Raw genomic sequence first — 26042 nt, 5'->3', positions numbered from 1 at the left:
ACGCGTGACTGACGACTCGAATTCCCCTGTGGCGCAACCTGTCGGGCTCGACCTCATCGCGCCGGAGCTGTTCGCCCCCATGCTGCGGCGACTGACCCTGGTCGCCGTGGGGGTCGGCGTCGTGGCGGCGCTGGTGCTCGCGCTGGTGGTGAGCTGGCCGCTCGCGATCCTGGCCGGTCTGGCCCTGGGCGCGCCGACGGCCCTGTACGCGATGGCGGTGCGGCGGCGACGAATGTGGCTGGTGGGTAACGAACTTCGCGCCCGCACCCTGTTCGGGTCGCGTCGGCTCGACGTCGCCGCGGCCACCGGCGTCGAGGTGCTCGTCTACCCCGGCCGCCTGAGCCGGATCGTCGTGCGCATCACCGCGGGCCGCGACAGCCAGATCGTCCCGCTGGCCATGTACACCGACTCCGGCAGCGGCCGCGAACTGCACATCCTGGGCCTGCGGACCCTCGCCGACGCCCTGGCCCGCAGCGAACTGGCCGCCGCCCTGGCGGTTTCCGCCGTGCTGATCGCCCAGCTGCGCGCCGAGGCCCGCGACGCCCCCCTCGAGCAGCGCCCCCTCTACCGCGCCGTCCGCCTGGTCCGCGCCCGCGACATCGTCCAGCCCATAGTCCTCGCCGACAGCGATATCGCCGCCCTCGCCTGACCATCCCTCTCTCTCCCGGCAGACTCTCGCGCCGACCGCTCTCGCGCCGACCATGCCCTCACCGGCGATGCCCACCCCGGTTCTCTCGAAAAACGTTGCCGTCATTGCGATTCCGGCCCGCCCGATTTGCGAGGTGCGAATGTCTGCTTGCTCACGCTCGGGAGTTGCCCGCCGCCTGCGGGGCTAGGCTCGGGGCAGGTTCGACGAGCGCCTGGACGTGAGGAGTCGATGTGAGTACTGCTGCCCGCACGCCCGTGACGGTCACCGTGACCGGCGCCGCCGGTCAGATCGCGTACGGGTTGCTGTTCCGCATTGCCTCGGGGGCGATGCTCGGGTCCGAGACGCCCGTGCGGCTGCGGCTGCTGGAGGTTCCGGCCGCGGTGGGGGCGCTCGCGGGGGTGGCCATGGAGTTGGAGGACGGGGCGTTCCCGCTGCTCGAGTCGATCGATATCAGCGACGACCCCTGGGTGGGCTTCGCGGGTGCGAATGTGGCGGTGCTGGTGGGGGCGCGCCCGCGCACCGCGGGCATGGAGCGGTCGGATCTGCTGGCCGCCAACGGCCCGATCTTCACCGATCAGGGCGCGGCCATCAACGCCAGCGCCGCCGCGGACGTCAAGGTGCTGGTGGTCGGCAATCCCGCCAATACCAACGCCTATATCGCGATGAGCAACGCCCCCGACGTTCCGGCGGCCCGGTTCACCGCGCTGACCCGGCTCGACCACAACCGCGCGATCGCGCAGCTGGCCAAGAAGTCCGGCGCGCCGGCCGCCGATATCGCGCGGGTCACCGTGTGGGGCAACCACTCCGCCACCCAGTATCCGGACCTCACCCACGCCACCATCGCCGGACGCCCCGCCCTCGAGGTGGTCGAGGATCGGCAGTGGGTGCGCGCGGACTTCATCCCGACCGTGCAGCAGCGCGGCACCGCCATCATCCAGGCACGTGGAGCCTCCTCGGCCGCGAGCGCGGCCAGCGCCGCCATCGACCACATCCACGACTGGGTACTCGGCACGCCGACCAACGACTGGGTGTCGATGGCGGTGCCCTCCGACGGCTCCTACGGCGTGCCCGAGGGACTGATCAGTTCATTTCCCGTCACCTGCGAAGGCGGCGAGTACACCGTCGTGCCGGATCTCGAACTGGACGAATTCTCGCGCGAGCGCATCGAACTCAGCGTCGCCGAGCTGGTTGCCGAGCGCGACGCGGTCATCGACCTCGGCTTCGCGAAGCGGCCCTAATCGCACTTGGCGATGACCGATTCGCCGAAGCGCTCGATATTGGCGATCTTCCGCTCGAGCGGTTCGGTGTCGCGTCCCGCGACGTAGGGGTAACGGAAGCCGACGATCACATCGGTGACGCCCTTGTCCTCGAGCCGCTTGACGCCGTCGGGGGTGTAGGCGTCCAGCGACGCGACGTGGATTTCGAACACCCCGGAATGGTCGCGCTCGCGGCGCAATTCGGTCAGCCGCGCCAGCATCCGGTCGAGGTCCCCGGCGTCGCCCCCGGCGTGCATCCAGCCGTCGCACAGCCGCACCGCACGGCGCAGCGCGGCATCGCTGTGCCCGCCGACCAGGATCGGCAGCGGCTCGGTCGGCGTCGGCGTGAGCTTGATCCGCGGGACGTCGTAGAACTCCCCGTGATATTCGAAATATCCGCCGCGGCACAGCCCGCGCACGATCTCGATGCACTCGTCCATCCGCTTGCCGCGCCTGTCGAACGGCACGCCCATGATCTCGAAGTCCTCCGGCCACGGGCTGATCCCCACACCGAGGGAGAAGCGGTTGCCCGACAGGCAGGCCAGCGAGCTCGCCTGCTTGGCCACCAGCACCGGCGGCCGGATCGGCAGCTTGATCACGAACGGGGTGAAGCGCAGCCGCGTGGTCGCCGCCGCCAGCGCCGCCGAGAGCACGAACGCCTCGATGAACGGCTTGTCGTCGAGGAACTCCCGATTGCCGTCGGGCGTGTACGGATAGCTGGAATCCGATTCGGCCGGATAGGCGATGCTGTCGGCGATCGACATGCTGTGAAAGCCCGCGGCCTCGGCGGCCCGCGCCAGCGGAATGTAGTACGTCGGATCGGTCATCGCCTCCGCGTAGGTGAAACGCATCGGTGTCCTCTCACAGGGCAGGCAAACTAGAACAGATTCTAGTTCTGCGATGTTAGTCCGTTCCGAAGGAGTTTCGAATGACGATCGCCATCACCGGGTCCGCCTCGGGCATCGGCGCCGCCACCGCGACCGCCATGTCGGCGGGCGGGCACGACATCATCGGCGTCGATCTGCACGATGCCGAGGTGATCGCGGATCTGTCGGGTCCGCAGGGCCGGGCGGCCGCGATCGAGGGCGTGCTGGCGCGCAGCGGCGGCGTACTCGACGGCGCGGTGCTGTGCGCCGGCATCGGCCCGCACACCCCGGATCCGTTGCGGCTGATCGACATCAACTACCACGGTGCGGTCGCCGTCCTCGACGGCCTGCTCCCCGCGCTGCGCAGGGGCGAGTCGCCCGCGGCCGTCGTGGTGTCCTCGGTCTCCTCCACCCAGGTGCGGTGGGCGGAGAATCCCTTGTCCGCGGGCGCGGATCGCGATGCCGTCGCCCGGGCGCTGGCACCGGCGGGCGACTACGCGGGCCACCTCGCCTACGCCTGGTCCAAGAACGCCCTCACGGTCGCGGCCCGCGAGCGCGCGGCCGACTGGGGCGCGGCCGGGGTACGGCTCAATACGGTCGCCCCCGGCACGGTCGCCACCCCGCTGCTGCGGGCCGGTCTCGATGATCCGCGCTACGGCGAGCTCATCCGCGGCTTCACCGCCCCCATCGCGCGCACGGCCGAACCGAGCGAGATCGCCGCGCTCATCGTCTATCTGCTCGGCCCACAGGCCGGATACATCCACGGCGCCCAGTTCGTCATCGATGGCGGCGTGGACGCGCGGTTGCGGCCGACGGCGTTCTGATATCGGGGTCCGCGCGAACGGGTGCTGGGATACTCGCCGAGTGGTAGGACACCCGTTCCGCGGCCGGGGTCTCAGGCTGAACTGAGATCGCTCCATGCCCTGCGGCTCGTTGGGATTGGAGCGCTTCACGTTCGAAGACCGTGGTACCGCCAGGTATCTCTCTCCCCGAGGTTCTCAGCTGCATTCCGACTGGGCGCCGCGGGATGCGCCGCACTGGACGGTCGGTCGCGTCGAGAACCAGCTGGCGTGGAATATCTATTACCGGGTGCCGGCCCGGGGTGGCGAGATCATGGTTTGGGATCGGCTGTGGACGATCGATGTGGAGGCACACAAGAATTCGGGGCGGTGCGGCTATTCGGAGCGAACGGTCGTCGGCGCGACCGCGCGAGCGATCGGACCGCGGATCGGTGATCTGATCCTGTTCTGTCCCAGAAATATGCATCGGGTGGTTCCGGCCGCGGGCGCCGGCGCCCGAATCTCCGTCGGTTCGTTCATCGGTCTCACCGCTCGCGGTCACCTGGCAATCTGGTCGTGACCGGCCGATCCGGTCGCGCGACCACCGCCCGGCGCGACCCCGATCCGCCGTCCGGCCGCGCATGCTGCGAGAATGAGCCGGACGAATCGACCGCCCCGGACCAATCCGACACGCCACGGATGTAGGCATGCCATTCGCCCCTCGGTAACCGTGGCGCGGTAGAACGGAACGACATACGCGCGGGGCAATGGAAAGGCAGGACGTTGACGCTCGGTTCCGGATTGTCCGAGGTGTCGGCACCGTCTCCGCTGCTGCGCTCGGCCGCGGCGCCCGTGCCGCGCACCCTGGTCGACATTCTGGCCGCGACCGCCCGGGCCCACCCGGACGCACCCGCGATCGACGACGGTGACGACGTCCTGACCTACAGCGAACTGCTGGACGAGATCGACGAGACCGTAGACCGGCTGCGCGCGGTCGGGGTGCGGACCGGGGATCGCGTCGGAGTGCGGATTCCGTCCGGCACCAGCGAGCTGTACGTCACCATCCTGGCCGTGCTGCACGCCGGGGCCGCCTACGTTCCGGTGGACGCGGACGATCCCGACGAGCGGGCCCGGTTGGTCTTCGGTGAGGCCGCGATCGACGCCCTGGTCACCGCGGAGGGCATCACCGCGGTGCACGAAAGCGGCAGCGTCCGCCCGGAATCCACCGGCGCGCCGCAACTCGGCGACGACGCCTGGATCATCTTCACCTCCGGCTCCACCGGCACGCCCAAGGGCGTCGCGGTCACCCACCGCAATGCCGCCGCGTTCGTCGACGCCGAGGCGCGGCTGTTCCTGCGCGACAACCCGATCGGCCCCGGCGACCGCGTATTGGCCGGGCTCTCGGTCGCTTTCGACGCCTCCTGCGAGGAGATGTGGCTGGCCTGGCGGCACGGCGCCTGCCTGGTGCCCGCCCCGCGCGCGTTGGTGCGCAGCGGTATGGACCTGGGCCCGTGGCTGGAACGCCGCGCGATCAGCATCGTCTCGACCGTGCCCACGCTGGCCGCGATGTGGCCCGCCGAGGCGCTGGAGGCGGTGCGGCTGTTGATCTTCGGTGGTGAGGCGGTCCCGCCCGAACTGGCCGAGCGCCTGGCCGGAACCGGGGAGCGCGAGGTGTGGAACACCTACGGTCCTACCGAGGCCACCGTGGTGGCCTGCGCGGCACGGCTGACCGGGCAGGGGCCGGTGCGGATCGGTCTGCCGCTGGACGGGTGGGATCTGGCCGTGGTGGACGGCTCCGGAAACCCGGTGGGGGAGGGCGAATCCGGTGAGCTGGTGATCGGCGGCGTCGGGCTGGCCCGCTATCTGGATCCGGCCAAGGACGCCGAGAAGTACGCCCCGCTGCCGTCGCTGGGCTGGGAGCGCGCCTATCGCAGCGGCGATCTGGTGCGCAACGAGCGTGCCGGGCTGATCTTTCTCGGCCGCGCCGACGATCAGGTCAAGATCGGCGGACGGCGCATCGAACTCGGCGAGCTGGACAACGCGCTGCAGAATCTGCCCGGCGTCACCGCGGCCGCCGCCGCGGTGCGAACCACCAAGGCGGGCAACAAGATTCTGGTCGGATATCTGGCGAGCGCCGATCCCGACTTCGACGTGCATGCCGCCCGCGCCCTGCTCGCGGAGAATTTGCCCGCGCCGCTGGTGCCGCGGTTGGCCGTACTCGACGAATTGCCCACGCGCACTTCCGGAAAGGTCGACCGCGACGCGCTACCCTGGCCGCTGCCGGGGGCGGAGTCCGAACCCGCCCACGGCCTGACCGGCACCGCGCAGTGGGTGGCCGAGCAGTGGAACTCCATTCTGGGCGCGGATATCTCGGGACCCGATGCGGACTTCTTCGATCTGGGCGGCGGATCGCTGTCGGCCGCACAGCTGGTGACCGCGCTGCGCGCCCGCTATCCGCAGGTGACCGTCGCCGACCTGTACGACCATCCGCGCCTGGGCGCGCTGGCGGAGTGGCTCGACGCGGCCGCGCCCGCCCCCGAGGTCCAGCCCCGCACGGTCGCGCCGACGCCGCGGCTCGCCCAGTGGGCACAGGTCCTGGCGCTGGTGCCGTTGACCACCCTGACCGGTCTGCAGTGGCTGACCTGGCTGGGCATCGTCACCAATATCGCGAGCTGGTCCGGTGCGCTGCCGTGGATGCCCGGGCTGTCGTGGTGGTGGGCGCTGGCGGGCTTCGTGCTGTTCATCTCCCCACCCGGGCGCATGTCCATCTGCGTCCTCGGCGCGCGGATACTGTTGCGCGGGGTGCGCCCCGGCAGCTATCCGCGCGGCGGCCCGGTCCATCTGCGGCTGTGGGCGGCGGTGCGGCTGTCGGAGGCCAGCGGAGCCGAAAACCTCTCCGGCGCACCGTGGATGGTGCCGTTCGCCCGCGCCCTGGGCGCCCGGGTCGGCAAGGGCGTGGATCTGCATACGCTGCCGCCGGTGACCGGGATGCTCGAACTCGGCGACGGATGCAGCGTGGAGCCCGAAGTCGATCTGGCGGGCTACTGGATCGACGGCGATATCGTGCATATCGGCCCCATCCGGATCGGGGCCGGCGCGGTCGTGGGCTCGCGCTCGACGCTGCTGCCCGGCGCGGTGGTCGGCAAGAATTCGGTCGTCGCGCCCGGCTCGGCGGTGTTCGGCAAGGTGAAGGCGGGCCAGGAGTGGGCCGGTTCGCCCGCGGTGAAGGTCGGCAAGGCCGAACATCCGTGGCCGTCGGCCACCCCGCCGCGCGCGCCCGCCTGGGTGGTGGTGTTCGGGCTCAGCTCGATGGTGCTGGCCGCCCTGCCGATCGTCGGCCTGGCCGCGGGCGGTGCGCTGATCGCCTGGTGGATTCGCGACGAGGCGACGCTGCCGGCGGCCCTGGGGCACGCCTTCGCGATCCTGCCGGTGGCCACGGTGCTGAGCCTGGGCATCTTCGCCGCGCTGACGGTGCTGGCGGTGCGACTGCTGAGTATCGGTCTGCGCGAGGGCTACCATCCGGTGCGCAGCCGCATCGGCTGGCAGGCATGGGCCACCGAGCGATTGATGGATTCGGCGCGTACCTTCTTGTTCCCGCTCTACGCGAGCCTGTTGACTCCGCTGTGGCTGCGGCTGCTGGGCGCCCAGGTCGGCAGGGGCGTCGAAGCGTCGACGGTGTTGCTGCTGCCGAAGTTCACTACCGTCGCCGACGGCGCGTTCCTGGCCGACGACACCATGGTCGCCAGTTACGAACTCGGCGGCGGCTGGCTGCGCATCGGCGCCGCGAAGGTCGGCAAGCGGGCCTTTCTCGGCAATTCCGGGATGACCGCACCGGGGCGGCGGGTGCCGAAGAACGGCTTGGTGGCGGTGCTGTCGGCCGCGCCGGAGAAGGCGAAGGCGGGGTCGTCGTGGCTGGGCAGCCCGCCGGTTCGATTGCGGCGCAAGGCCGGTGAGTCCGACACCGCCCGCACCTTCGATCCGCCGCTGCGGCTGAAGGTGGCCCGCGGGATCGTCGAGACCTGCCGGTTGCTTCCGGTCATGGTGACCTTCGGCATCGGACTCGGTGTGCTGTTCGCGCTGGCCTGGCTGGCGCAGGGCATCGGATACTGGTTCGCCGCACTGCTTTCCGGTGTCGTGCTGCTAGCGGCGGGCGTGCTGGCCGGGCTGTGTGCGGTGGCCGCGAAGTGGACGGTGGTCGGGCGCATCGGCCGCGAGGAACATCCGCTGTGGAGCTCGTTCGTGTGGCGCAACGAGGTGGCCGACGCCTTCGTGGAAACCGTTGCGGCGCCGTGGTTCGCGCGCGCGGCGACGGGGACCGCGGTGATGAACATCTGGCTGCGCGGACTGGGCGCGAAGATCGGGCGCGGGGTGTGGTGCGAATCGTACTGGCTGCCCGAGGCGGATCTGGTGACCCTCGGCGACGGGGCGACAGTGGAACGCGGCTGCGTGGTGCAGACGCATCTGTTCCATGATCGGATCATGGCCATGGACACCGTGACCCTGGAGGCGGGCGCGACGCTCGGCCCGCACTGCGTCGCGCTGCCCGCCGCGCGGATCGGCGCGGGCGCGACCGTCGGCCCGGCCTCGCTGGTGATGCGCGGCGACACCGTGCCCCCCTCGACCCGCTGGTGGGGCAATCCGATCGCACCCTGGCCGGAGCGGCGATGACCGAGAAGTTCTACGAGGAACCGATCGACGCGTATCTGCCGCAGAACGGCAATCACGGCTACCGGGTATCGCGCTACGAGCTGGAGTTGGAGTACCGGGTCGCGAGCAACCGCCTGGCCGGGCGGGCCGCCATCACCGCGGTCACGACGGAGGCGCGGTCGCGATTCGCGCTGGATCTGTCGCAGTCGCTCAGTGTGTTCAAGGTTTTCGTCAACGGCACCAAGGCCGCGCGGTACACCCATCAGCGCGGCAAATTGACCATCACTCCGGTGCAGCGAATTCCGGCGGGCGGCGCACTCGCGATCGTCGTGCAGTACGCGGGCACGCCCCGGCCGATCCGCGGGCCCTGGGGCGAGGTCGGTTGGGAGGAGCTGACCGAGGGCGCGCTGGTGGCCGGTCAGCCCAATGGGGCGGCCTCCTGGTTTCCCTGTGACGACCACCCCGGTTCCAAGGCGAGCTACCGCATCTCGATCACCGCCGATTCGCCGTATTACGTTGTGGCCAACGGTGTTCTGACCCACAAGCGGGTCAAGGCCAGCCAGACCACCTGGGTCTACGAACAGCCCGAGCCGATGGCGACCTATCTGGCGACCGTGCAGATCGGCCCGTATCAGAAGCAGCGCATCGAGGCGGCGCCCGGTGCGGGGCGGGTGCCGATGCAGGCGGTGCTGCCGCCGCGGCTGCGGGTGCGATTCGACCACGACTTCGGCCGTCAGCCGCAGATGATGGCGGAGTTCCAGCGGTGCTTCGGGCCGTATCCGTTCGAGGTCTATACGGTCGTGGTGACCGATGACGATCTCGAGATTCCCCTGGAGGCACAGGGACTTTCGATCTTCGGCGCCAATCACTGCGACGGTGTGCGCGGCGCGGAGCGGCTGATCGCGCACGAACTGGCCCATCAGTGGTTCGGCAACAGTCTGACCGTACGGCAGTGGCGCGATATCTGGCTGCACGAGGGCTTCGCCTGCTATGCCGAATGGATCTGGTCGGAGGCATCGGGCGGCCCGAGCGCCGATGCGATGGCCCGTTCCGCTCATCAGCTTCTCGCCCGCCGCCCGCGCGATATCCTGCTGGCCGATCCGGGGCCGCGGTCGATGTTCGACGACACGGTGTACAAACGCGGGGCGCTCACCCTGCACGCCCTGCGGCTCGCCCTGGGGGACACGAAATTCTTCGCGCTGCTGCGGGATTGGACCGCGCGCTACCGGCACGGCTCGGTGAGCACCGAGGAATTCACCGATCTGGCAGGGCATTACGCCGAGGCGCCGCTGCGCGAGCTGTGGGACGAGTGGCTGTACGCGCGGTCGCTGCCGAACCTGCCGACGGCATAGGTGAGGGCGGGCACTGGCCCGCCCTCACCTGTTCAGATGTGTTCGTTACCGGATGACATAGGCGCCGTGATGGGTCGGCGACTCCACCGCGCTGCGCGGCGCGGGCTTCGCGGGCAGGCCGGTGGGCAGGCCGATTCCGAACGCGTAGGTCGCGATCGCGTAGGCAATAGCACCGGCGTTCGTGGTGATCGCCTTGTCGCTGATGTTGCGGACGGTGTCACAGGCGGCGTGGTAGCACGGGTCGTAAGGCTTGCCCGCCTCGCCGCCGAACATCTTCTGCTCCTCGGGCGTCTTGATGCCCTCGGCGCCGGTGAACAGGCCGCCCGCCGGAATGCCGACCGCGATGAACGGGCCGTAGTCCGAGCGTCCGTCGAACGGGGTGGGCACATGCGGGATGCGGAGCATGTCGAAGTAGTCGGCGAAGGTCTTCTCGATCTCCGCCGAACCGGCCGGGCCGCCCTCGCTGCCGTCATAGATCTTGTACGCGAAATTCGGCGACCCGATCATGTCGAAGTTGAGGTAGAGGCTGATCTTCTTGCGGTCGGCCTCGGACAGGTTGGCCACGTAGTGCTCCGAGCCGAGCAGACCGAGCTCCTCGGCGCCCCACCACGCGAAGCGAACCTTGTTCTGCGGCTGGAACTTCGCCATCTGCAGCGCGACCTCGAGCAGGCCCGCACTACCCGAACCGTTGTCGTTGATGCCCGGTCCGGCGAGCACCGAGTCCAGATGCGCACCCGCCATCACGACCTTGTCGGCATTGCCGCGCTTGGATTCGGCGAGGACGTTGTGGGTCGTACGGGTCGTGCTCTCGGTATCGGTCTTCAGGCGAACGACCGTATTGGCCGGAGAGGCCAGATCCTCGCCGATCGCGAAGCTGGTGCCCACCACCGGCACGGTGATGCCGGGCCCGCCGAGGGTTCCGGTGAAGGGGGCGGTGCGGCCGGGCTGGCCCTCGTTGAAGATGATCACGCCCTTCGCCCCGGCGGCCTGCGCATTGCGCGCCTTGTCGCCGAACGGGCAGGTGCCGCGCTGGATCAGGGCGATATTGCCGGGCTTGAAGCCCGCGAAGTCCGAGGCCTCACAGCCGGAGGTCGAACTGGGTTCGGGGCTGGGCGGCAGTTGCAGATCGACGCCCTGAACCGTGGCCTGCACATCGCCGGAACCCGAGTAGGTCAGCGTGGCGAAGTCGCCGAGCTCGCTGCTGCCGGGCGGGGTGGGCTTGTAGGTCTTGGCGTCGGGGGAGATCTGGTTCATGATGGCCGTCGACTTCTCCTTGAAGAAGGGGAAGTCGAAGGGCTGCACCGTCACCTGATAGCCCGCACGGCGCAGCTTGTCGGCGACGTAGTCGCGCGACTTCTCCTGGCCGGGCGTACCCGCGGCGCGGTTGCCGCCGTTGGCGTCGGCGATGTCCTGGAACGCCTGCAGGTGCCGCTTGATGTTTTGGGTCTGAATCGAATTGGTCAGCTGAAGCTCGGGCTTCGCGGGGGCGGGGTCGGCATGGGCCGACCCGGTCAGCGCGAACGAGAGCACTAGCGGCAGTGCGGCGGTCGCGGCGAGAACGTGGCCGGCTCTGGCACGTATGCGGGGCATGAACGGCTCCTCCCAGGGGACAGAAGTGAATCCCGCTGTCGAAGCTAGATCGACGCATTCGGCCGTTGAAACCTCGATTGAAAAAGAGGAGTAGGGGCTTGCTATTGCGCGAGATGTCGAAACTCATTGCCGCAGCATGAGTTTTCCACGTCGCCCGGTTCGTTCGCGATGTTACCGGCCGTGTCTCGCGGGCTTGCGCGGAGGGGCGCCTGCCGCCTCGTCCGGATCGCCGCGCCGATGTCCGATTTGCCCGGTAATCTTGTACTACCGGCCGTAGTAAGCAATAATGAGGTCGTGACCTTCTGTAGCAGGTTTGCTACACATCGTCACGCGATCACTATGGGAGGGCATATGACGGTCAGCGTGGACCGCCGTCCGATCATCGTCTCCGCCGCCGCGGGCATCGGGGTTCTCGCCCTGGCCGGAGTTGGGGATCGGCTGTTGTTGGGTGTATTCGTCTGCGCCGGAATGGCATTGGGCTGGCTGAACGGGTGGCTCACCCGGGTGGCCGCGGCCCGGATCGCGAGTGATGCCGAGTCGGGCAGGCAGCGGCTGGCGGCGACGACCGGACTGCGGCTGTTCGCCGTCACGGTGTTCGCGCTGCTCATCGGCGTGCTGGCGCGGCCCGATGGGCTGGGCATCCTGTTCGGGCTGGTGGTCTTTCAGATCATCGCGGCGATCGGGGTGGCGGTGCCGGTGCCGCGAGGTGCGCGATGACGAAAGTCGAAGTGGGCCACCATGAAACCGCACGCTGGTTCGGCATGGACTTTCATGTCGACACCATCCTCGCCACCACCGTCGCGGCCGTCGTCGTGCTGGGGCTGGCGTTCTGGCTGCGGCTCGAGCTGACCTCCGGGGTGCCGAACGGGGTGCAGCTGTTCTTCGAAACCGTGACCGTGCAGATGCGCGGGCAGGTGGAAAGCGCTGTGGGACTGCGGCTCGCGCCGTTCGTGTTGCCGCTGGCGGTGACGCTGTTCGTGTTCGTGCTGCTGTCGAACTGGCTGTCGGTGCTGCCGGTGCAGTACGGCGGCGGGGAATTGCTGAAGCCGCCCGCCGCCGACGTCAACTTCACCTACGCGCTCGCACTGTTCGTCTTCCTCTGCTACCAGCTCGCCGGGATGGTGCGGCGCGGTCCGCTCGGACATCTGAAGCAGGTGCTGAAGGGCCATATGGGCTGGGGGCCAATGGTTCTCATCAATGTCATCGAGGAGCTGGCGAAACCGCTGTCGCTGGCGCTGCGATTGTTCGGCAACATGTTCGCGGGCGGGGTGATGATCTCGGTGATCGCACTGCTCCCGGCCTGGCTCAGCTGGGGTCCCAATGCCGCGTGGAAGCTGTTCGACCTGTTCGTCGGGCTGATCCAGGCGTTCATCTTCGCCCTGCTCACCGTCCTCTACTTCGGCCAGGCGACCTCGGTCGAGCACGAAAAGCACTGAGTCGCCACCAGATTCCTGTTCAACGGGGAAAGGAAAAGGAAATGGCAGACATCACCCACGCCACGATCGTCCAGGCCGCGGCGCTGCTCGCGGGCGGACTGATGATGGTCGGCGGTGCGATCGGCGCGGGCTACGGCAACGGTATGGCGGGTTCGGCGCTGATCAACGGCGTATCCAGGCAGCCGGAGGCCGAGGGCAAGCTGCGCGGCAACTATCTGATGGCGGTCAGCCTGGTCGACGCCGTGTACTTCATCAATCTGACGTTCATGGCGCTGTTCGCCTTCGCGGCGCCCGGGAAGTAGTGCCATGGCCGCGGAAAACCTTGCCGGACAGAACTTTCTGATTCCCAATGGGACGTTCCTGGTCGAGCTGGCGATCTTTCTGATCGTGCTCGGTGTCATCTGGTTGTTCGTGGTTCCGCCGATCCGCGAGGTGCTCGCCGAGCGGGAGGAGCGCGTGGCCCGGACCGCCGCCGACGGGCAACGGGCGCGCGAGCTCGCTGCCGCCGCCGCGGATCGATACCGGTCCGCGGTGATCGAGGCCCGCGGCGCGGCCGCGCGGGTGCGCGAACAGGCCAGAAGTGAGGGGCGGACGATCCTGATGTCCGCGCGGGAGCGGGCGCGGTCGGAGGCCGACGCGATGGTGGTCGCGGCCACCATCGAACTGCGGTCGCATGCGGATGCGACGGCCGCCCGGCTGCGGGACCGCATCGATCCGCTGGCTCAGGAGCTGGCGGACCGGGTGAGCGGAGGTGTGGTCGTTGAGCGAACGTGACGGCATCTACGACATCACCTGGGACTGGCCGGTATTCCTGAGTCAGCTGTTCGGCTTCGCCGTCATCGTCGGTGTGCTCATGAAATGGGTGGCGCCGCCGATCAAGTCGGCGATGCGACGATCACAGGACACCATTAGCGCACAGCTCGAGGAAAGTTCGCAGGCGTCGGCTCGCTTGGCCGCCGCCGAACGAGCCTTCGCCGAGGCCGTCGCGGCGGCCGCCACCGAGGTCGCGCAAATCCAGCGGGAGGCCCGCGATGATGCCGAACGCATCGTCGCCGAACTCCGGGAGACCGCGGCGGCGGAGGTCGAGCGGGTGCGGATTCACGGGATGGATCGCGTCGCCCGGGTGCAGCGGCAGCTGCGCGCGGAACTCGGCCACGACCTGACCGTCGCGCTCCTCGACCGGGCCGAATCCGTTGTGCGGGAACGGTTCGACTCGGTGGCGGCCAGGTCGGCGAGTATCGATCGGTTCCTGGACGAGCTGGCGTCGGCGGGGGAGCGTGGTTCGTAGGTTCTCCCGCGCGGGATGGTGCTGAGCGCCCGGGTTGCTTCTGGCCCGGGCGCTCTCCGGGTATCGGGGGCCGCTCGGTTGCGGTCAGTACCGGCCGAAGACGAGGGCGACGTTGTGGCCGCCGAAGCCGAAGGAGTTGTTGAGGGCGTAGTCGATTCGGGTGCGGCGTGGGGTGCCTGCGACGATGTCGAGGTCGATTTCCGGGTCTTGGTTGTCGAGGTTGAGGGTGGGCGGGATGATCGCGTCGCGGATGCTGAGGACGGTCAGGATCGATTCGAGGGCGCCGGAGGCGCCGATCGAATGGCCGAGTGCGGATTTCGGGGCGTAGACGGCCGGGTGGTTGCCGACCGCGCGATTGATGGCCTTGGCCTCGGCGGCGTCGCCGATCGTGGTGGCGGTGGCGTGCGCGTTGACGTGGGTGATGTCGGACCCGCTCAGCCCCGCGGTGTGCAATGCCCGGATCATGGCCCGTGCCGCGCCCGTTCCCTCGGGATCCGGTGCGACCAGATGGAATCCGTCGGAGGTGATGCCCGCTCCGAGCAGTCGCGCATGGATGGTCGCCCCGCGCGCCCTGGCGTGTTCCTCGGTCTCGATCACCAGCAGTGCCCCCGCCTCGCCGAAGACGAATCCGTCCCGATCGATATCGAAGGGCCGTGACGCTGCCTTCGGCTCGTCGTTGCGCGTACTCATCGCCCGCATCATCGCGAAGACGGCCATCGGCACCGCGTCGATATATCCCTCGACCCCACCGGCGACCACGATGTCGGCATCGCCCATGGCGATCATCCGCCACGCGGTCGCGATGGCCTCCGATCCCGATGAGCACGCCGATACCGGGGTGATCACCCCCGCCCGCGCCCGTAATTCGAGCCCCACCACCGCCGACGGCCCGTTCGGCATCATCATCTGCACCGCCAGCGGCGAAATCCGCCGATATCCGCCCTCGGCCAGCGCGTTATGAGCATGCACCACCGCATCCCCACCACCCTGTCCGGTTCCGATCACCACCCCCAGCCGTTCGGTATCCACCTCCGGCCCTCCGGCCGCCCGCCACACCTCCCGCCCCAACACGGTGGCCAACTGCTCCACATAGGCCATCCGGCGCAATTCCACCCGGCTCAAAGCCGATTCCGGCCGGACGCGCAACCGCCCCCCGATCCGCACCGGCAGATCGTAGGCATCCACCCACCCGTCCTCGAGCCGCTCGATCCCCGACTCACCCGCCAGCAATCCCGCCCAGGTCCCCTCGACATCCCCCGCGAGGGAGGTCGACGCCGCCATCGCCGTGACCACCACACTGGGAAACCGCCCATCGGCTGCAAACGGATTGTGCGCCCGCATTCCCCCTCCTCCGGACCGCCATCGAATCATCCAGTTCGACCATATGATTCGGTTCCGGCACAGGTCGTCGAATCGGGCGAATGACCTGGCGGCGAGCAATCATTTGCTATGCGTGCGAGCCGTCCGCACGGGACGACTTGTTCCGGGATGTGGCGTTCCTCCGCGTGGAATCGTCGCGGACCGCAAACGATTCCGGCCCGGGCTGGGTGGCCCGGGCCGAAATGCGCTGGGTGGCTCAGCGACTCAGAGCTGGTCCATCTCGTAGTCGTTGATGATCTCGTCGGAGTGGGTCTGACCGATGACCTCGGGGGTGGTTTCGCCGAGGGCGCCGGTGAGATCGCTGTTGCCAGTGGGGCTCTGGTAGGGCTGGACGTTGCGGGCGTGTTCGTCCTCGTCGCGGCGTTGAGCGGCCGCGGCGGGGGCGCCCATGAAACCGGAACCGGCAGCACCGCTCTGGCCCGGTGTGCCGGGCATGCCGGGACCGAACGGGATGCCGGGCATGCCGCCCAGGAGGCCGCGGGCGCCGGGCAGGCCGCTGCCCGCGCCGGGCTTGGACCCGATCGAGCCGCTGCCGCCGCTGCCACCCGCGCCGCCGCGGCCGAAGACGCCGCCGAACCCGCCCGCGCCGCCGCTGGATCCACCATAGGAACCGGCGTGCGCGCCGTTGCCGCCGTAGGAGGCCGCGTGCGTCGACGCACCGAGGTTGGAACCGGCCAGGTCGGTGCCGCCGCCGAGGCCCGCGGCCTGGGTGTCGATGCCGCCGCCCGACAGCAGCTGCTGGGCCTGCTCCATGATGGGCTGACCGACGTTCTGCGCCACCGCCTGGGCGACCTCGGCCGGATTCGGTCCGCCCGCCGAGCCGAGCAACTGCTGGACGACACCGGACAATTGGCCCGTGTATCCGGCCAATTCGGCGCGGGTGGCATTGACGATGCCCACGGCCGTGCCGAGATGTTCGGTGGCACTGGCGATCAGCGTCGCCTGCGCGGGCGGGGTGAAGATGACCGGCGCCAGCGCGGTGGCCTCGGCCGCGAATGCGTTCGCCACCGCGGTCAGCTGCACATTGCCACGCTGCACGACCGCCGCGGCCTCCTCGGTCAGCTTGGAGATATCGATGCCGCGCTGGCTGGTGTCCTGGCCGTGTACCTGGGTCTGCTGCGCCGCGGCCTGGGCGGCGCGCGCCGACTGGCCCTCCCACACCTGCTCGACGGCCTTCATCGCGCCCTGGCCGACCTGCATGGCGGCCTGGATCACCTGGGAGGACTGGCTCAGGATCGTGGTCGGATTCAGCGCGCCCAGCACGCCGGTGCCGAAGCTGGACAACAGATCCAGGAACGGCTTGAAGAGCAGGTCGACCCCCGGCAGCGCGGGCAGCGCCACGCCGTTCATGAGCGCGCCGATCGGATCGGCGGGCAGGGGCGGAACCGCCGGCGCGGCGGCAGCGGCCGCCGCGGCGGGTGAGCCGGCCTGCTGGATCGCGGCCGCGGCGCCACCGCCGAGCCCCGCGGGCGCCTGACTCAGCGCCGACTGCGCGTTGTCGAGCACGCCCTGGGCCGCGGTATGCGTGTTGTCCAGCACGCCCTGGGCACCGTTCAACGCCCCGTGTGCCGCGCCGAGCAGGGAAGAGTCGTCGCCGAATGCGGCCGGTCGAATCGCGCCCGAGGTGTCGGGCGCGGCCCCGCCGCCCAGCCCCGGCGCGTGCGGCGCGCCGATCACCGAGCCGTTGGTGTCCTCATATTCTTTGCGCGCCAACACGAATTCCGGCGGTTCGATCGGCGGCAGGTCCGCGGGCAGCTGCGGCAGCGGCAGATCCGGAATCCCGCCGTGCTGGGTCGCCTCGGCGAGGGTGGGTCCGGGCGGCGGCGGGGCGGGAGCGGCCGGTGGCGCGCCGATGATCCCGCTGTCCGCTCCGTCGACTGTGCGCACTGTCATGCCCCTATCTGGCCGCCGATGCCCCCGAGCACGCCCGCGCCGCCCTGGTCGGTATCGCCCAGGACCGCGACCGTACCGAAGGCGGCCTTCCCGAGATGATCGACCCTGGCCGACAGATCGTTGATGTCCTTGGCGTGCAACACCTGTGCCGCGGCGAACATGGCGAGATAGTCCGCGCCGATGACGCCGAACACCGGCGTCATGGCCGCGATATGACCGACCGTGTCCATATTCCCCGCCCCCGCGATATCGGCCGCCACACCCTCGTGTGTCGCGGCGAACGCCTGGACCGCTTCGGTCTGCAGCGAGAGATCACTCATCGAGTCTGCCCCCCAATCGTCGTGATCATCAGCCTTCGTGAACGTCTGAATTGTCCGCGCCACCATCGCCGAACGGTGGTGACTGGGCCTCAATATAGCCGACCTCGCGGACAGGTTTCGAGCCCGCGCGCGGGGAGGGAAATGAACTGGAACGCGTTGCAAAATAGAACGAGTTCTATATTCTCGATCGCATGAAGGTCGCAGTCACCGGAGCAGCGGGGTTCCTCGGTACCAATCTGCTCCACCAGTTGGTGCAGCGCGGTCACGAGGTGACCGCGATAGATCGAACGGTTCCGTCCGGACCGGACGATCCGCGGATCCGGTGGCTGACCGCCGACGTGCTCGACCCGACCTCGATGCGCGCCGCGCTCGACGGCGTGGAGGTGGTCTATCACCTGGTGGCGGTGATCACGCTGGCGCACCGCAGCGATCTGGCCTGGCGGGTGAACACCGAGGGGGTGCGGGTGGTCGCGCAGGCCGCCCGCGCGGTCGGCGTGCGACGCATGGTGCACGCCAGTTCCATTCACGCGTTCGACCAGTACAGCTGTGGTGGCCGCATCGATGAGCGCTCGCCGCGGTCGGTCGATCCGGCGCTGCCGGTCTACGACCGCTCCAAGTTCCAGGGCGAGGTCGAACTGCGCCGCGTCATCGACCGCGGCCTGGACGCGGTGATCTGCAATCCGACCGGTGTCTACGGTCCGATCGACAACAGTGCCTCCCGCATCAACGCTTCGGTCTGGGATGCCGCGCGCGGTCGCGTGCCGGTGATGGTTGGGGGCGGATTCGATCTGGTGGACGTGCGCGACGTGGCCGCGGGGCTCATCCTGGCCAGCGAGCGTGGCCGGACCGGCGAGAATTATCTGCTGCCCGGGGCCATGGTGTCGATGCTCGAGCTGACCCGCCTCGCCGCGACCGTCAACGGAAAACGCGGGCCGCGCTTCGCGATTCCGGTGCCGGTGATCTCGGCCGCGCTGCCGGTCATCGAGCCGATCGCCAAACTGTTCGGCAGCGACAAGGTCTCGCGCGCCGCGATGGGCGCGCTGCTGTCGGCGCCCCAGGTCGACGGCGCCAAGGCGCGCGGTGAACTGGGCTATCTGCCGCGCCCGACCGAGCGGACCGTGCGCGATCTGGTCGCGTTCTACCGCGGCGAACCACTGGAACCGGAGGTGCGCAGCATTGCTTGACACCGCTTAGAACACATGTTCGACTGGATGGGTGCGATGGCAAGGCCAGACCCTGGATGCCGATGACGGCGCCCTCCCGGGACTCGAGCGGGCCGGTTTCGTGCGCAGCGTCCAGACCCCGGAGTTCGAGGGCGTCACATTTCACGAGGTGCTGTGCAAGAGCGCGCTGAACAAGCTCCCGGAGAGCTCGGGGTTGTCGTTCAAATGGACGATCAACCCGATGCGCGGCTGCTCGCATGCCTGTCGCTACTGCTTCGCCCGCACCACACACGAATATCTGGATCTGGACGCGGGCCGCGATTTCGACAGCCAGATCGTCGTGAAGACCAATGTCGCGGCGGTGCTGCGCAGGGAGTTGCATCGCCGATCGTGGCGACGCGAGACGGTGGCGCTGGGCACCAACACCGATCCGTACCAGCGCGCCGAGGGGCGCTATCGGCTGATGCCGGGCATCATCGGCGCGCTGACCGATTCGGGTACACCGTTTTCCATCCTCACCAAGGGCACGCTGCTGCGCCGGGATCTGCCGCTGCTCACCCAGGCGGCGCGGGTCGTGCGGGTCGGTCTCGCGGTATCGATCGCGATCGGCGAGCAGGATCTGCACCGAAGTCTGGAACCGGGCACCCCGTCGCCGCGCGCGCGACTGGATCTGGTGCGGGCGTTGGCCGATGCCGGATTCTCGGTGTCGGTACTGGTCGCCCCGGTCATTCCCTATCTCACCGACGGCACCTCGCACCTGGACGAATTGTTCGCCGCGATAGCCGACGCCGGGGCGACGAGCGCGGTGGCGTTTCCGATGCATCTGCGCGGCAGCACCCGCGGCTGGTTCCTGGAGTGGCTGGCTACCCACCACCCGGCGCTGCTGCGCCGATACCGACAGCTGTACGGTCGTGGGGCGTACGTCACACCGGAGTATTCTGCGTGGCTACGTGGCCGGGTCGAGCCGCTGCTCGCGCGGCACGGATTGAATCGGGACACCGTCGCGGAGTCCGCTCCGCCGGAGCACGAGGACCGATTATCCGAGCCCGACCCACAGCTCGCCCTGTTCGCTTGACGCAGTGCTCGATTCCGGTCGTTCCGTTCGGAACGTCCGAATCATGTGGTCCCCAACGTTTCTCGGGTGTGCCCGAGGGGAACGGGGGAGTAATTTGGCGTGTGGTATCTCTCACCGACGAGGAAGTGATGCAGGCGCATGGTTGACCTCGCGCACCACAGCGGTGCCGGCACAGAGAAATTGGAGCGGGTCGTCATCCGTTTCGCCGGGGACTCCGGCGACGGTATGCAGCTGACCGGTGATCGCTTCACCCACGAGGCGGCCGCCTTCGGCAACGACCTCGCGACCATGCCGAACTTCCCGGCGGAGATCAGAGCCCCGCAGGGCACGCTGCCCGGCGTGTCGTCGTTCCAGATCCAGATCGCCGATTACGACATCCTCACCGCGGGCGATCAACCCGATGTGCTGGTGGCGATGAATCCCGCTGCGCTGAAGGCTAATCTGGAGGATCTGGCGCGCGGTGCGACGGTGATCGTCAACACCGACGAGTTCACCAAGCGCAATCTGGCCAAGGTCGGCTACGCCGGTGATCCGCTCACCGACGACACGCTGTCGGGCTTCGTCGTGCATCGGGTGCCGATGACCTCGCTGACGCTGACGGCCACCGAGCCGACCGGCGTGGGCAAGAAGGACGGCCAGCGCGCGAAGAACATGTTCGCCCTCGGACTGCTGTCGTGGATGTACGGGCGGCCGATCGGCGGCACCGAACAGTTCATGCGCGAGAAATTCGCCGCCACACCGGATATCGCCGAGGCCAATATCCTGGCGTTCCGCGCGGGCTGGAACTACGGCGAGACCACCGAGGCGTTCGCCACCACCTACGAGATCGCGCCCGCGACCCTCGCGCCGGGCACCTATCGGCAGATCACCGGAAATACCGCCCTCGCCTACGGGATCGTGGCGGCCGGTCAACTGTCCGGACTGTCGGTCTTCCTGGGCACCTATCCGATCACCCCGGCCTCGGACATCCTGCACGAACTGAGCAAGCACAAGAACTTCGGCGTCACCACCTTCCAGGCCGAGGACGAGATCGCCGGAATCGGTGCGGCGCTGGGTGCTTCGCTGGGGGGCGCGCTCGGCGTCACCAGCACCTCCGGTCCGGGCCTGGCGCTCAAGAGCGAGGCCATCGGTCTGGCCGTGATGACCGAGCTGCCGCTGCTGATCGTCGATGTGCAGCGCGGCGGCCCGTCGACCGGGCTGCCGACCAAGACCGAACAGGCCGATCTGCTGCAGGCGCTCTACGGGCGCAATGGTGAATCGCCGGTGGCGGTGTTGGCGCCGCGGTCTCCGGCGGACTGCTTCGCCACCGCGGTGGAGGCGGCGCGCATCGCACTGACCTATCGCACCCCGGTGCTGCTGTTGTCCGACGGCGCCATCGCCAACGGCTCGGAGCCGTGGGCGATTCCGAATGTCGCGGATCTGGAGCCGATCGATCCGGCCTTCGAGCCGGAGGCCGAGGAGGGCGATTCGTTTCAGCCCTACGCCCGCGATCCGGAGACGCTGGCCCGGCCGCTCGCGGTGCCGGGGACCAAGGGGCGCGCGCACCGCATCGGCGGACTGGAGAAGGCCGACGGCAGCGGCAACATCTCCTACGATCCGGCCAACCACGAGCTCATGGTTCGGTTGCGGCAGGCCAAGATCGACGGCATCGCGGTGCCGGAGCTCGAGGTCGACGATCCCGACGGTCGCGCCGAACTGCTGCTGATCGGGTGGGGCAGCTCCTACGGGCCGATCGGCGAGGCGTGCCGACGGGCGCGGCGTCGGGGCGTGCCGGTGGCGCAGGCGCATCTGCGGCATCTGAATCCGTTGCCGCCCAACACCGGTGCGGTGTTGCGCCGTTATCGCACGGTCGTCGCCCCGGAAATGAACGGCGGCCAGCTCGCCATGCTGCTGCGGGCGCGCTATCTGGTGGACGTGCAGCCGTGGACCAAGATCGCGGGAACCGCCTTCTCGGCCCAGGAGTTGGTCGGGGTCATCGATGCCGCCCTCGACGGCTCCATCTCGGAGATGGAACACGACAAGGCCTTCGACGCGCGAGCGCGGGCCACATATCGCACCACAGGGGGTAAGTGATGACTATTGTCGAAACCTCGTTGGTCGGCACCGACCTGGGCCTGACCGGGCTGTCCGGGGTGCCGGGCGCGGACGGGCCGCAGAAGGTCAAGGACTTCACCTCCGATCAGGAGGTGCGCTGGTGTCCGGGCTGTGGTGACTACGTCATCCTCGCGACGGTGCGCGGGTTCCTGGCCGAGCTCGGATTGCGCCGGGAGAACCTGATGTTCGTCTCGGGGATCGGCTGCTCGAGCCGGTTTCCGTATTATCTGGACGCCTACGGCATCCACTCCATCCACGGGCGCGCCCCGGCGATCGCGACCGGGCTGGCGGTCACGCGGCCCGATCTGTCGGTCTGGGTCGTCACCGGGGACGGCGATGCGCTCTCGATCGGCGGCAACCATCTGATCCATGCGCTGCGGCGCAATGTGAACATGACGATCCTGTTGTTCAACAATCGGATCTACGGGCTCACCAAGGGCCAGTACTCGCCGACGTCGGAGACCGGGAAGGTGACCAAGTCGACGCCGATGGGGTCGGTGGATCATCCGTTCAACACGCTGTCGGTGGCGCTGGGCGCGGAGGCCACCTTCGCCGCCCGCGCACTGGACTCCGACCGCGCCGGGCTGACCGAGGTCCTGCGCGCGGCGGCCGAACATCGCGGCACGTCGTTCGTGGAGATTCTGCAGGATTGCCCGATCTTCAACGACGGCTCCTTCGACGCGCTGCGCCGGGAGAACGCCGAATCGCATCTGATCAGATTGCAGCACGGCCGTCCGATCAGGTTCGGGGCCGAGGGTGAGTTCGCGGTCGTGCGCAATGGTTTCGGCCTGGAGGTCGTGCTGGCCGATACGGTCGAGGAGTCCGAGATCATCGTGCACGACGCCTACGCCGACGATCCGGAATATGCCTTCGCGCTGTCCCGCCTGTCGGCGCAGGATCTGTCCCATGTTCCGGTGGGCATCTTCCGCGATGTCTCCCGGCCGACCTACGACGACGGTGTCCGGGCCCAAACGGCCGCCGCGCGCGAACGGAAACCGGTGGGTCCGAATTCGTTTCAGGAGTTGCTGACCGGCAAGGAGACCTGGACGGTCGGCTGATGGTTCGCGCCGTGGCCGGGTAGGCGAGGGGCGTTCGGGAACCTGTCGTGGGACGTTCGCTCGGATACATGGCCACGGCCATCGCGGTCCCACCAGGTTGCCCCACCTCGATGCCCGCCACGGTTTCGACGCCTCGCTCGCTTCGCCGCGGGGTTGTCGACCTCACCGATCCGCCACGAACCCGTCGAGCAACCTCTTGCACAAATCGGCGAACCGCTGCCGATTCACCTTCTGCTCCTCACTCAACCCCTCGCTGGCCCCCGGCGAGTAAACCACCAGATGCACATCCTGATCCGGCGTCGCCCCGAGAAAATCGAGCAGCGTACTACTGGCGTCCCCATCCCTGGGCACCCCCATATCCACCGCCGCCAACGCCTTCGCCTCACCCACGGCCGCAGCCACCACCTCGGGCGCCACTCGCCCACTCACCTGCCGCGCGCCCACCCCCACCCCACGCTCCACACTGGCCGCATCCGGCCGCATAACCGCCCGCCCATCCGCCCGCACCTCGAGCGTCGGCCCCAAATCCGTCCGCCCCTCCCACCCACTGGGAATAGTGGTGAGCACCAACGAAACCGGCGCGGACGCGGAATTCTCCGGTCCGGTCGGCACGGGATCGCCCGCCGGTGGCGGGACGGGTACAGGGTCAGCCGCGGGCGCGGCCGGAGGTGCCGGGGCGGGATCGGCCGCGGGTGCCGGAGGAACGACAGACGCGGGCGCGGGATCGCCGACCGGTGGCGGGGGCGCGGCCTCGGGCTGGGGTGCGGGGATGGGATCTTCCGCGGGCGCAGCCTGAGGTGCGGCCGCGTCGGGTGCGGGAGCATTGGGGCCTGTGGGTGCAGGAATGTCTGCCCGAGCTGGCGGCGGGGCGGCGTAGGTGGTGGCGGTGCCGAACAGTCCGAGGCACAGGGCCGAGGCGCAGGCCACCGTCCGAAGGATCCCGAATCGGCTTGCCGGTGTGCGTTTTCCCATGAACCGTCCCTCCGTAGCTGGCTGTTGATCACCACCGACACGATTGTGGGCCGGCGGTTGTCGGCGATGTGCGCGACGCGCCCGTGTGGGCGGGGCGTCCGTGGGGGAGTGGTTTGATCCGGCGTTGGGGAAGGAGGGTGAGTTGCGGATTCACCCGGTGGTGTCGTCGGGCACTTCGATTCCCGGCCAGGTTCGAAGCTCGATTGTGTGCGAGAGTTCCGCGGGATCGTTGGTTCGCGAACCTCGGACGATATTCGGGCATCGTCGCAATGCCGCTCCTCGCGACCCGAGCCTGCCGGGCCGAATCGATCAGCCGCCGTTCAGAACCAGTCCCTCACATGCGATCCGCCCGTAGTGTCGCCCTCCAATTCCCCAGCGGCAGTACCTCTTCGGTACAGCATTCGTTTCCGAACGGCCAACGGATGGGCGCGCCGGGGGAATGCTATCGATGCGGGGCAGGGGTGCGGCGAACATCGGCCCGCCGCGGTCGCGGAGCGTGTCGCCGGACGGCACGTCGCACCGGACATGCGGTGCGTCGGCAGGACGCAGCAGATCCGGGTCCCGCGCCGCAACCGCGCGGGCTCTTGCTCAGGGTGCGCGCTGGTAGGCGCCGTGGTGCCAGCTGAGCAGCCGACGCTCGGCCAGCAGGAGCAGGCCGTTGAGCAGGTAGCCGAGTATGCCGAGCAGGGCTATCGCCGCCCACAGGCTCGGCAGGTCGAACGAGGTGGACGCGTTGTTCAGCGCGTAACCGATGCCTTCGGTGGCGCCGACGAGTTCGGAGATCACCATCAGGATGAGCGATATCGACACGCCGATTCGCATACCCGCGAAGATCTTCGGCAGGGCGGCAGGGATGATGAGGGCGGTCAGACGTTCTCGGGGCGAGAGGCGAAAGGCTCGTGCGGTGTCCACCTTCAGCGGGTCCACCGAGGCGACTCCATCGGCCGTATTGAGCAGCACCGGCCAGACCGAGCCGAACGCGATGGTCACCACCTCCATCTGGGTGCCGATCTTCAAGAAGGCGAGGAAGACCGGTACCAACGCCACCACGGGAAGCGCACGGCAGAACTGCAGGATCGGGTCGAGGTAGTCGGCGAGGACGGGCGATCGGGCGATGGCGATACCTGCCACGATTCCGATCACGGTGGCGATGGTGAACCCGGCGACGATCCTGGCCAGGCTGGGCAGGATGTCGTCGATCGCATCCTGGGTGAGGAACAGACGGTCGACCGGACCCGAGAACCAGAGCCGATACATCTGCGCCGCGATCCGGGTGGGAGGCGGGAAGAACGGACTCCGCTCACCTCGCGCCCACACCTCCCACAGGCCGAGGCCGACGGCGAGCACCGCCCATCGCCAGATCCAGGCCGCCCCCATCCGCGGCATCCGCGAATCCATCCGCCGCCTCATCCCGCCTCCCGGGAATAGGCGCTGTGCCAGTGGAACATTCGTCGCTCGGCAGTAACCGCGAGTGTGTCGAGGATCAGGCCGAGCACACCGGCCCACAGGGTCGCGGCGAGGACGAGGGCGGTATTGCCCGCGCCCGAGTTGGCGTCGGCGATGAACGCTCCGATACCGGGGCCGTTGATCCGGCCGGCGACGATACCGACGGCCACCGCGACGATGATGGCGATCGAGGACGCCAGCCGGATTCCGGTCGCGATGAACGGCGCGGCGCTCGGCAGCGACACCCGCATCAGCACACTGGCCTGGGAGAATCCGAACGAGCGCAGGGTCTGTTTGGCCACCGGCTCCACGCTCTGCAGGCCATAGATGGTGTTGAACAGGACGGGCCAGACAGCGGCGTAGACGATCAGCGTGATCGTCATCCGCGGCCCGACACCGATGATCAAGCTGACCAACGGAATCAGCGCCACCGACGGAATCGGTCGCAGCAGTTCCACGATCACCCTGGTGGCCGTGCGCACGCCGGGCACACTGCCGAGCACCAGCCCGGCCGGCACCGCCACTACCACCGCGATCAGCAATCCGACCGCCCATGCCGCGACGGTGGCGGCGAGATCGGCGAGGAAGCGGCCGTTGCCGAGCAGGCCGACCGCGCGGTCCAGTACGGTGGACGCCAGTGGCAGCACAGCCGGGCTCACCACGCCGGTGCGAACGAGCAGTTCGGCGATCGCGAGCAATACGACCACCCCGGTCAGTCCGCGCCGCAGGCGTTGCCGCGTGCGGTTCCGCGGACCCGATTCAGAGGCGAAATGCCTTG

At 68.9% G+C, this 26042-nt stretch carries 23 protein-coding genes; 15 read left to right on the top strand and 8 right to left on the bottom strand.

Annotation, left to right across the window (positions count from 1 at the left end):
• The first annotated feature begins 28 nt into the window (after nucleotides 1-28).
• The gene (locus NDR87_RS12770) at nucleotides 29-649 is read left to right on the top strand and encodes a hypothetical protein (protein ID WP_251912542.1); all 621 of its coding nucleotides are present in this window, start codon (nucleotides 29-31) and stop codon (nucleotides 647-649) included.
• Nucleotides 650-879: 230 nt separating this feature from the next.
• Entirely contained in the window at nucleotides 880-1887 is a 1008-nt protein-coding gene (locus NDR87_RS12765) for a malate dehydrogenase (RefSeq protein ID WP_251912544.1), read from the top strand.
• On the opposite strand, the gene NDR87_RS12760 is transcribed toward NDR87_RS12765, so the two are convergent.
• Nucleotides 1884-2756 (bottom strand): TIGR03619 family F420-dependent LLM class oxidoreductase, encoded by an 873-nt coding sequence (locus NDR87_RS12760; protein WP_251912546.1) that lies wholly within the window; start codon nucleotides 2754-2756, stop codon nucleotides 1884-1886. The two genes, NDR87_RS12765 and NDR87_RS12760, sit on opposite strands and share 4 nt — an antisense overlap.
• A 77-nt stretch (nucleotides 2757-2833) precedes the next feature.
• Here NDR87_RS12760 and NDR87_RS12755 point away from each other — a divergent pair, with 77 nt between their 5' ends.
• The 4 genes from NDR87_RS12755 to NDR87_RS12740 all read left to right on the top strand — a co-directional run bounded on the left by NDR87_RS12755 (nucleotide 2834) and on the right by NDR87_RS12740 (nucleotide 9549).
• Nucleotides 2834-3595 carry an SDR family oxidoreductase gene (locus NDR87_RS12755; protein WP_251912548.1) on the top strand — a complete coding sequence of 254 codons (762 nt, stop codon included), beginning with the start codon at nucleotides 2834-2836 and terminating at the stop codon, nucleotides 3593-3595.
• Between the two features lie 94 nt (nucleotides 3596-3689).
• Nucleotides 3690-4130, top strand: a complete 441-nt coding sequence (locus tag NDR87_RS37875) for a hypothetical protein (RefSeq protein ID WP_372494154.1) — start codon at nucleotides 3690-3692, stop codon at nucleotides 4128-4130.
• Between the two features lie 203 nt (nucleotides 4131-4333).
• Nucleotides 4334-8218 (top strand): Pls/PosA family non-ribosomal peptide synthetase, encoded by a 3885-nt coding sequence (locus tag NDR87_RS12745; protein WP_372494155.1) that lies wholly within the window; start codon nucleotides 4334-4336, stop codon nucleotides 8216-8218.
• Entirely contained in the window at nucleotides 8215-9549 is a 1335-nt protein-coding gene (locus NDR87_RS12740; RefSeq protein WP_251912551.1) for a M1 family metallopeptidase, read from the top strand. Before NDR87_RS12745 ends, NDR87_RS12740 begins: the two co-directional genes overlap by 4 nt.
• A gap of 45 nt (nucleotides 9550-9594) precedes the next feature.
• Here NDR87_RS12740 and NDR87_RS37285 read toward each other — a convergent pair whose 3' ends face one another.
• Nucleotides 9595-11139 carry a M28 family metallopeptidase gene (locus NDR87_RS37285; protein ID WP_286013469.1) on the bottom strand — a complete coding sequence of 515 codons (1545 nt, stop codon included), beginning with the start codon at nucleotides 11137-11139 and terminating at the stop codon, nucleotides 9595-9597.
• Nucleotides 11140-11490: 351 nt separating this feature from the next.
• Here NDR87_RS37285 and NDR87_RS12725 point away from each other — a divergent pair, with 351 nt between their 5' ends.
• The 5 genes from NDR87_RS12725 to NDR87_RS12705 are packed head-to-tail and all read left to right on the top strand — an operon-like array spanning nucleotide 11491 to nucleotide 13863.
• A complete protein-coding gene (locus NDR87_RS12725; protein ID WP_251912552.1) occupies nucleotides 11491-11856 on the top strand; it encodes a hypothetical protein in 366 nt (121 codons plus the stop codon).
• On the top strand, nucleotides 11853-12575 hold the full coding sequence (gene atpB / locus NDR87_RS12720; protein ID WP_251912554.1) for a F0F1 ATP synthase subunit A: 723 nt from the start codon (nucleotides 11853-11855) through the stop codon (nucleotides 12573-12575). The genes NDR87_RS12725 and atpB overlap by 4 nt, the downstream gene beginning before the upstream one ends.
• A gap of 41 nt (nucleotides 12576-12616) precedes the next feature.
• Nucleotides 12617-12877, top strand: a complete 261-nt coding sequence (gene atpE / locus NDR87_RS12715; RefSeq protein WP_251912557.1) for an ATP synthase F0 subunit C — start codon at nucleotides 12617-12619, stop codon at nucleotides 12875-12877.
• A gap of 4 nt (nucleotides 12878-12881) precedes the next feature.
• Nucleotides 12882-13349, top strand: a complete 468-nt coding sequence (locus NDR87_RS12710) for a F0F1 ATP synthase subunit B (protein WP_251912559.1) — start codon at nucleotides 12882-12884, stop codon at nucleotides 13347-13349.
• Nucleotides 13336-13863, top strand: coding sequence for a hypothetical protein (locus NDR87_RS12705; RefSeq protein WP_251912561.1), 528 nt, complete (start codon nucleotides 13336-13338; stop codon nucleotides 13861-13863). The genes NDR87_RS12710 and NDR87_RS12705 overlap by 14 nt, the downstream gene beginning before the upstream one ends.
• A gap of 84 nt (nucleotides 13864-13947) precedes the next feature.
• Here the strand turns inward: NDR87_RS12705 and NDR87_RS12700 are convergent, their stop codons facing one another.
• The 3 genes from NDR87_RS12700 to NDR87_RS12690 form a co-directional block, all read right to left on the bottom strand.
• Nucleotides 13948-15204 (bottom strand): KasA/KasB family beta-ketoacyl-ACP synthase, encoded by a 1257-nt coding sequence (locus NDR87_RS12700; protein WP_251912563.1) that lies wholly within the window; start codon nucleotides 15202-15204, stop codon nucleotides 13948-13950.
• Between the two features lie 243 nt (nucleotides 15205-15447).
• Nucleotides 15448-17136 (bottom strand): hypothetical protein, encoded by a 1689-nt coding sequence (locus NDR87_RS12695; protein ID WP_251912565.1) that lies wholly within the window; start codon nucleotides 17134-17136, stop codon nucleotides 15448-15450.
• Entirely contained in the window at nucleotides 17133-17456 is a 324-nt protein-coding gene (locus tag NDR87_RS12690) for a type VII secretion target (protein ID WP_251912567.1), read from the bottom strand. Before NDR87_RS12690 ends, NDR87_RS12695 begins: the two co-directional genes overlap by 4 nt.
• 191 nt (nucleotides 17457-17647) lie before the next feature.
• Between NDR87_RS12690 and NDR87_RS12685 the strand changes: the two genes are divergently transcribed.
• From NDR87_RS12685 to NDR87_RS12670, 4 genes are all read left to right on the top strand, one after another.
• On the top strand, nucleotides 17648-18640 hold the full coding sequence (locus NDR87_RS12685) for an NAD-dependent epimerase/dehydratase family protein (RefSeq protein WP_251912569.1): 993 nt from the start codon (nucleotides 17648-17650) through the stop codon (nucleotides 18638-18640).
• A gap of 31 nt (nucleotides 18641-18671) precedes the next feature.
• The gene (locus NDR87_RS12680; RefSeq protein WP_251912570.1) at nucleotides 18672-19694 is read left to right on the top strand and encodes an Rv2578c family radical SAM protein; all 1023 of its coding nucleotides are present in this window, start codon (nucleotides 18672-18674) and stop codon (nucleotides 19692-19694) included.
• A gap of 138 nt (nucleotides 19695-19832) precedes the next feature.
• Entirely contained in the window at nucleotides 19833-21767 is a 1935-nt protein-coding gene (locus NDR87_RS12675) for a 2-oxoacid:acceptor oxidoreductase subunit alpha (RefSeq protein WP_251912572.1), read from the top strand.
• Nucleotides 21767-22846 carry a 2-oxoacid:ferredoxin oxidoreductase subunit beta gene (locus tag NDR87_RS12670; protein ID WP_251912575.1) on the top strand — a complete coding sequence of 360 codons (1080 nt, stop codon included), beginning with the start codon at nucleotides 21767-21769 and terminating at the stop codon, nucleotides 22844-22846. The genes NDR87_RS12675 and NDR87_RS12670 overlap by 1 nt, the downstream gene beginning before the upstream one ends.
• 162 nt (nucleotides 22847-23008) lie before the next feature.
• On the opposite strand, the gene NDR87_RS12665 is transcribed toward NDR87_RS12670, so the two are convergent.
• The 3 genes from NDR87_RS12665 to NDR87_RS12655 all read right to left on the bottom strand — a co-directional run bounded on the left by NDR87_RS12665 (nucleotide 23009) and on the right by NDR87_RS12655 (nucleotide 25971).
• Nucleotides 23009-23458: a hypothetical protein gene (locus NDR87_RS12665; RefSeq protein ID WP_251941137.1), complete on the bottom strand. Its 450-nt coding sequence runs from the start codon at nucleotides 23456-23458 to the stop codon at nucleotides 23009-23011.
• 948 nt (nucleotides 23459-24406) lie between these two features.
• The gene (locus NDR87_RS12660) at nucleotides 24407-25216 is read right to left on the bottom strand and encodes an ABC transporter permease (protein WP_251912578.1); all 810 of its coding nucleotides are present in this window, start codon (nucleotides 25214-25216) and stop codon (nucleotides 24407-24409) included.
• An 8-nt stretch (nucleotides 25217-25224) separates the two neighbouring features.
• Complete coding sequence (locus NDR87_RS12655; RefSeq protein ID WP_251912580.1) at nucleotides 25225-25971, bottom strand: ABC transporter permease subunit; 747 nt, start codon at nucleotides 25969-25971, stop codon at nucleotides 25225-25227.
• Nucleotides 25972-26042 lie beyond the last annotated feature (71 nt).

Origin of the sequence: Nocardia sp. CDC159 (assembly GCF_023740735.1) — a bacterium.
Taxonomy (GTDB): Bacteria; Actinomycetota; Actinomycetes; order Mycobacteriales; family Mycobacteriaceae; genus Nocardia; species Nocardia pulmonis.
Note: the sequence above shows the minus strand (reverse complement) of the source record. Positions and strands in the feature narration are given on the sequence as shown.

What these genes read in the sequence shown, in the direction of transcription:
- NDR87_RS12760 (WP_251912546.1), bottom strand. Translation starts at nt 2,756, where the DNA reads ATGCGTTTCACCTACGCGGAGGCGATGACCGATCCGACGTACTACATT.
- NDR87_RS12755 (WP_251912548.1), top strand. Translation starts at nt 2,834, where the DNA reads ATGACGATCGCCATCACCGGGTCCGCCTCGGGCATCGGCGCCGCCACC.
- NDR87_RS37875 (WP_372494154.1), top strand. Translation starts at nt 3,690, where the DNA reads ATGCCCTGCGGCTCGTTGGGATTGGAGCGCTTCACGTTCGAAGACCGT.
- NDR87_RS12740 (WP_251912551.1), top strand. Translation starts at nt 8,215, where the DNA reads ATGACCGAGAAGTTCTACGAGGAACCGATCGACGCGTATCTGCCGCAG.
- NDR87_RS37285 (WP_286013469.1), bottom strand. Translation starts at nt 11,139, where the DNA reads ATGCCCCGCATACGTGCCAGAGCCGGCCACGTTCTCGCCGCGACCGCC.
- NDR87_RS12725 (WP_251912552.1), top strand. Translation starts at nt 11,491, where the DNA reads ATGACGGTCAGCGTGGACCGCCGTCCGATCATCGTCTCCGCCGCCGCG.
- atpB (WP_251912554.1), top strand. Translation starts at nt 11,853, where the DNA reads ATGACGAAAGTCGAAGTGGGCCACCATGAAACCGCACGCTGGTTCGGC.
- atpE (WP_251912557.1), top strand. Translation starts at nt 12,617, where the DNA reads ATGGCAGACATCACCCACGCCACGATCGTCCAGGCCGCGGCGCTGCTC.
- NDR87_RS12710 (WP_251912559.1), top strand. Translation starts at nt 12,882, where the DNA reads ATGGCCGCGGAAAACCTTGCCGGACAGAACTTTCTGATTCCCAATGGG.
- NDR87_RS12700 (WP_251912563.1), bottom strand. Translation starts at nt 15,204, where the DNA reads ATGCGGGCGCACAATCCGTTTGCAGCCGATGGGCGGTTTCCCAGTGTG.
- NDR87_RS12695 (WP_251912565.1), bottom strand. Translation starts at nt 17,136, where the DNA reads ATGACAGTGCGCACAGTCGACGGAGCGGACAGCGGGATCATCGGCGCG.
- NDR87_RS12690 (WP_251912567.1), bottom strand. Translation starts at nt 17,456, where the DNA reads ATGAGTGATCTCTCGCTGCAGACCGAAGCGGTCCAGGCGTTCGCCGCG.
- NDR87_RS12685 (WP_251912569.1), top strand. Translation starts at nt 17,648, where the DNA reads ATGAAGGTCGCAGTCACCGGAGCAGCGGGGTTCCTCGGTACCAATCTG.
- NDR87_RS12675 (WP_251912572.1), top strand. Translation starts at nt 19,833, where the DNA reads ATGGTTGACCTCGCGCACCACAGCGGTGCCGGCACAGAGAAATTGGAG.
- NDR87_RS12670 (WP_251912575.1), top strand. Translation starts at nt 21,767, where the DNA reads ATGACTATTGTCGAAACCTCGTTGGTCGGCACCGACCTGGGCCTGACC.
- NDR87_RS12660 (WP_251912578.1), bottom strand. Translation starts at nt 25,216, where the DNA reads ATGGATTCGCGGATGCCGCGGATGGGGGCGGCCTGGATCTGGCGATGG.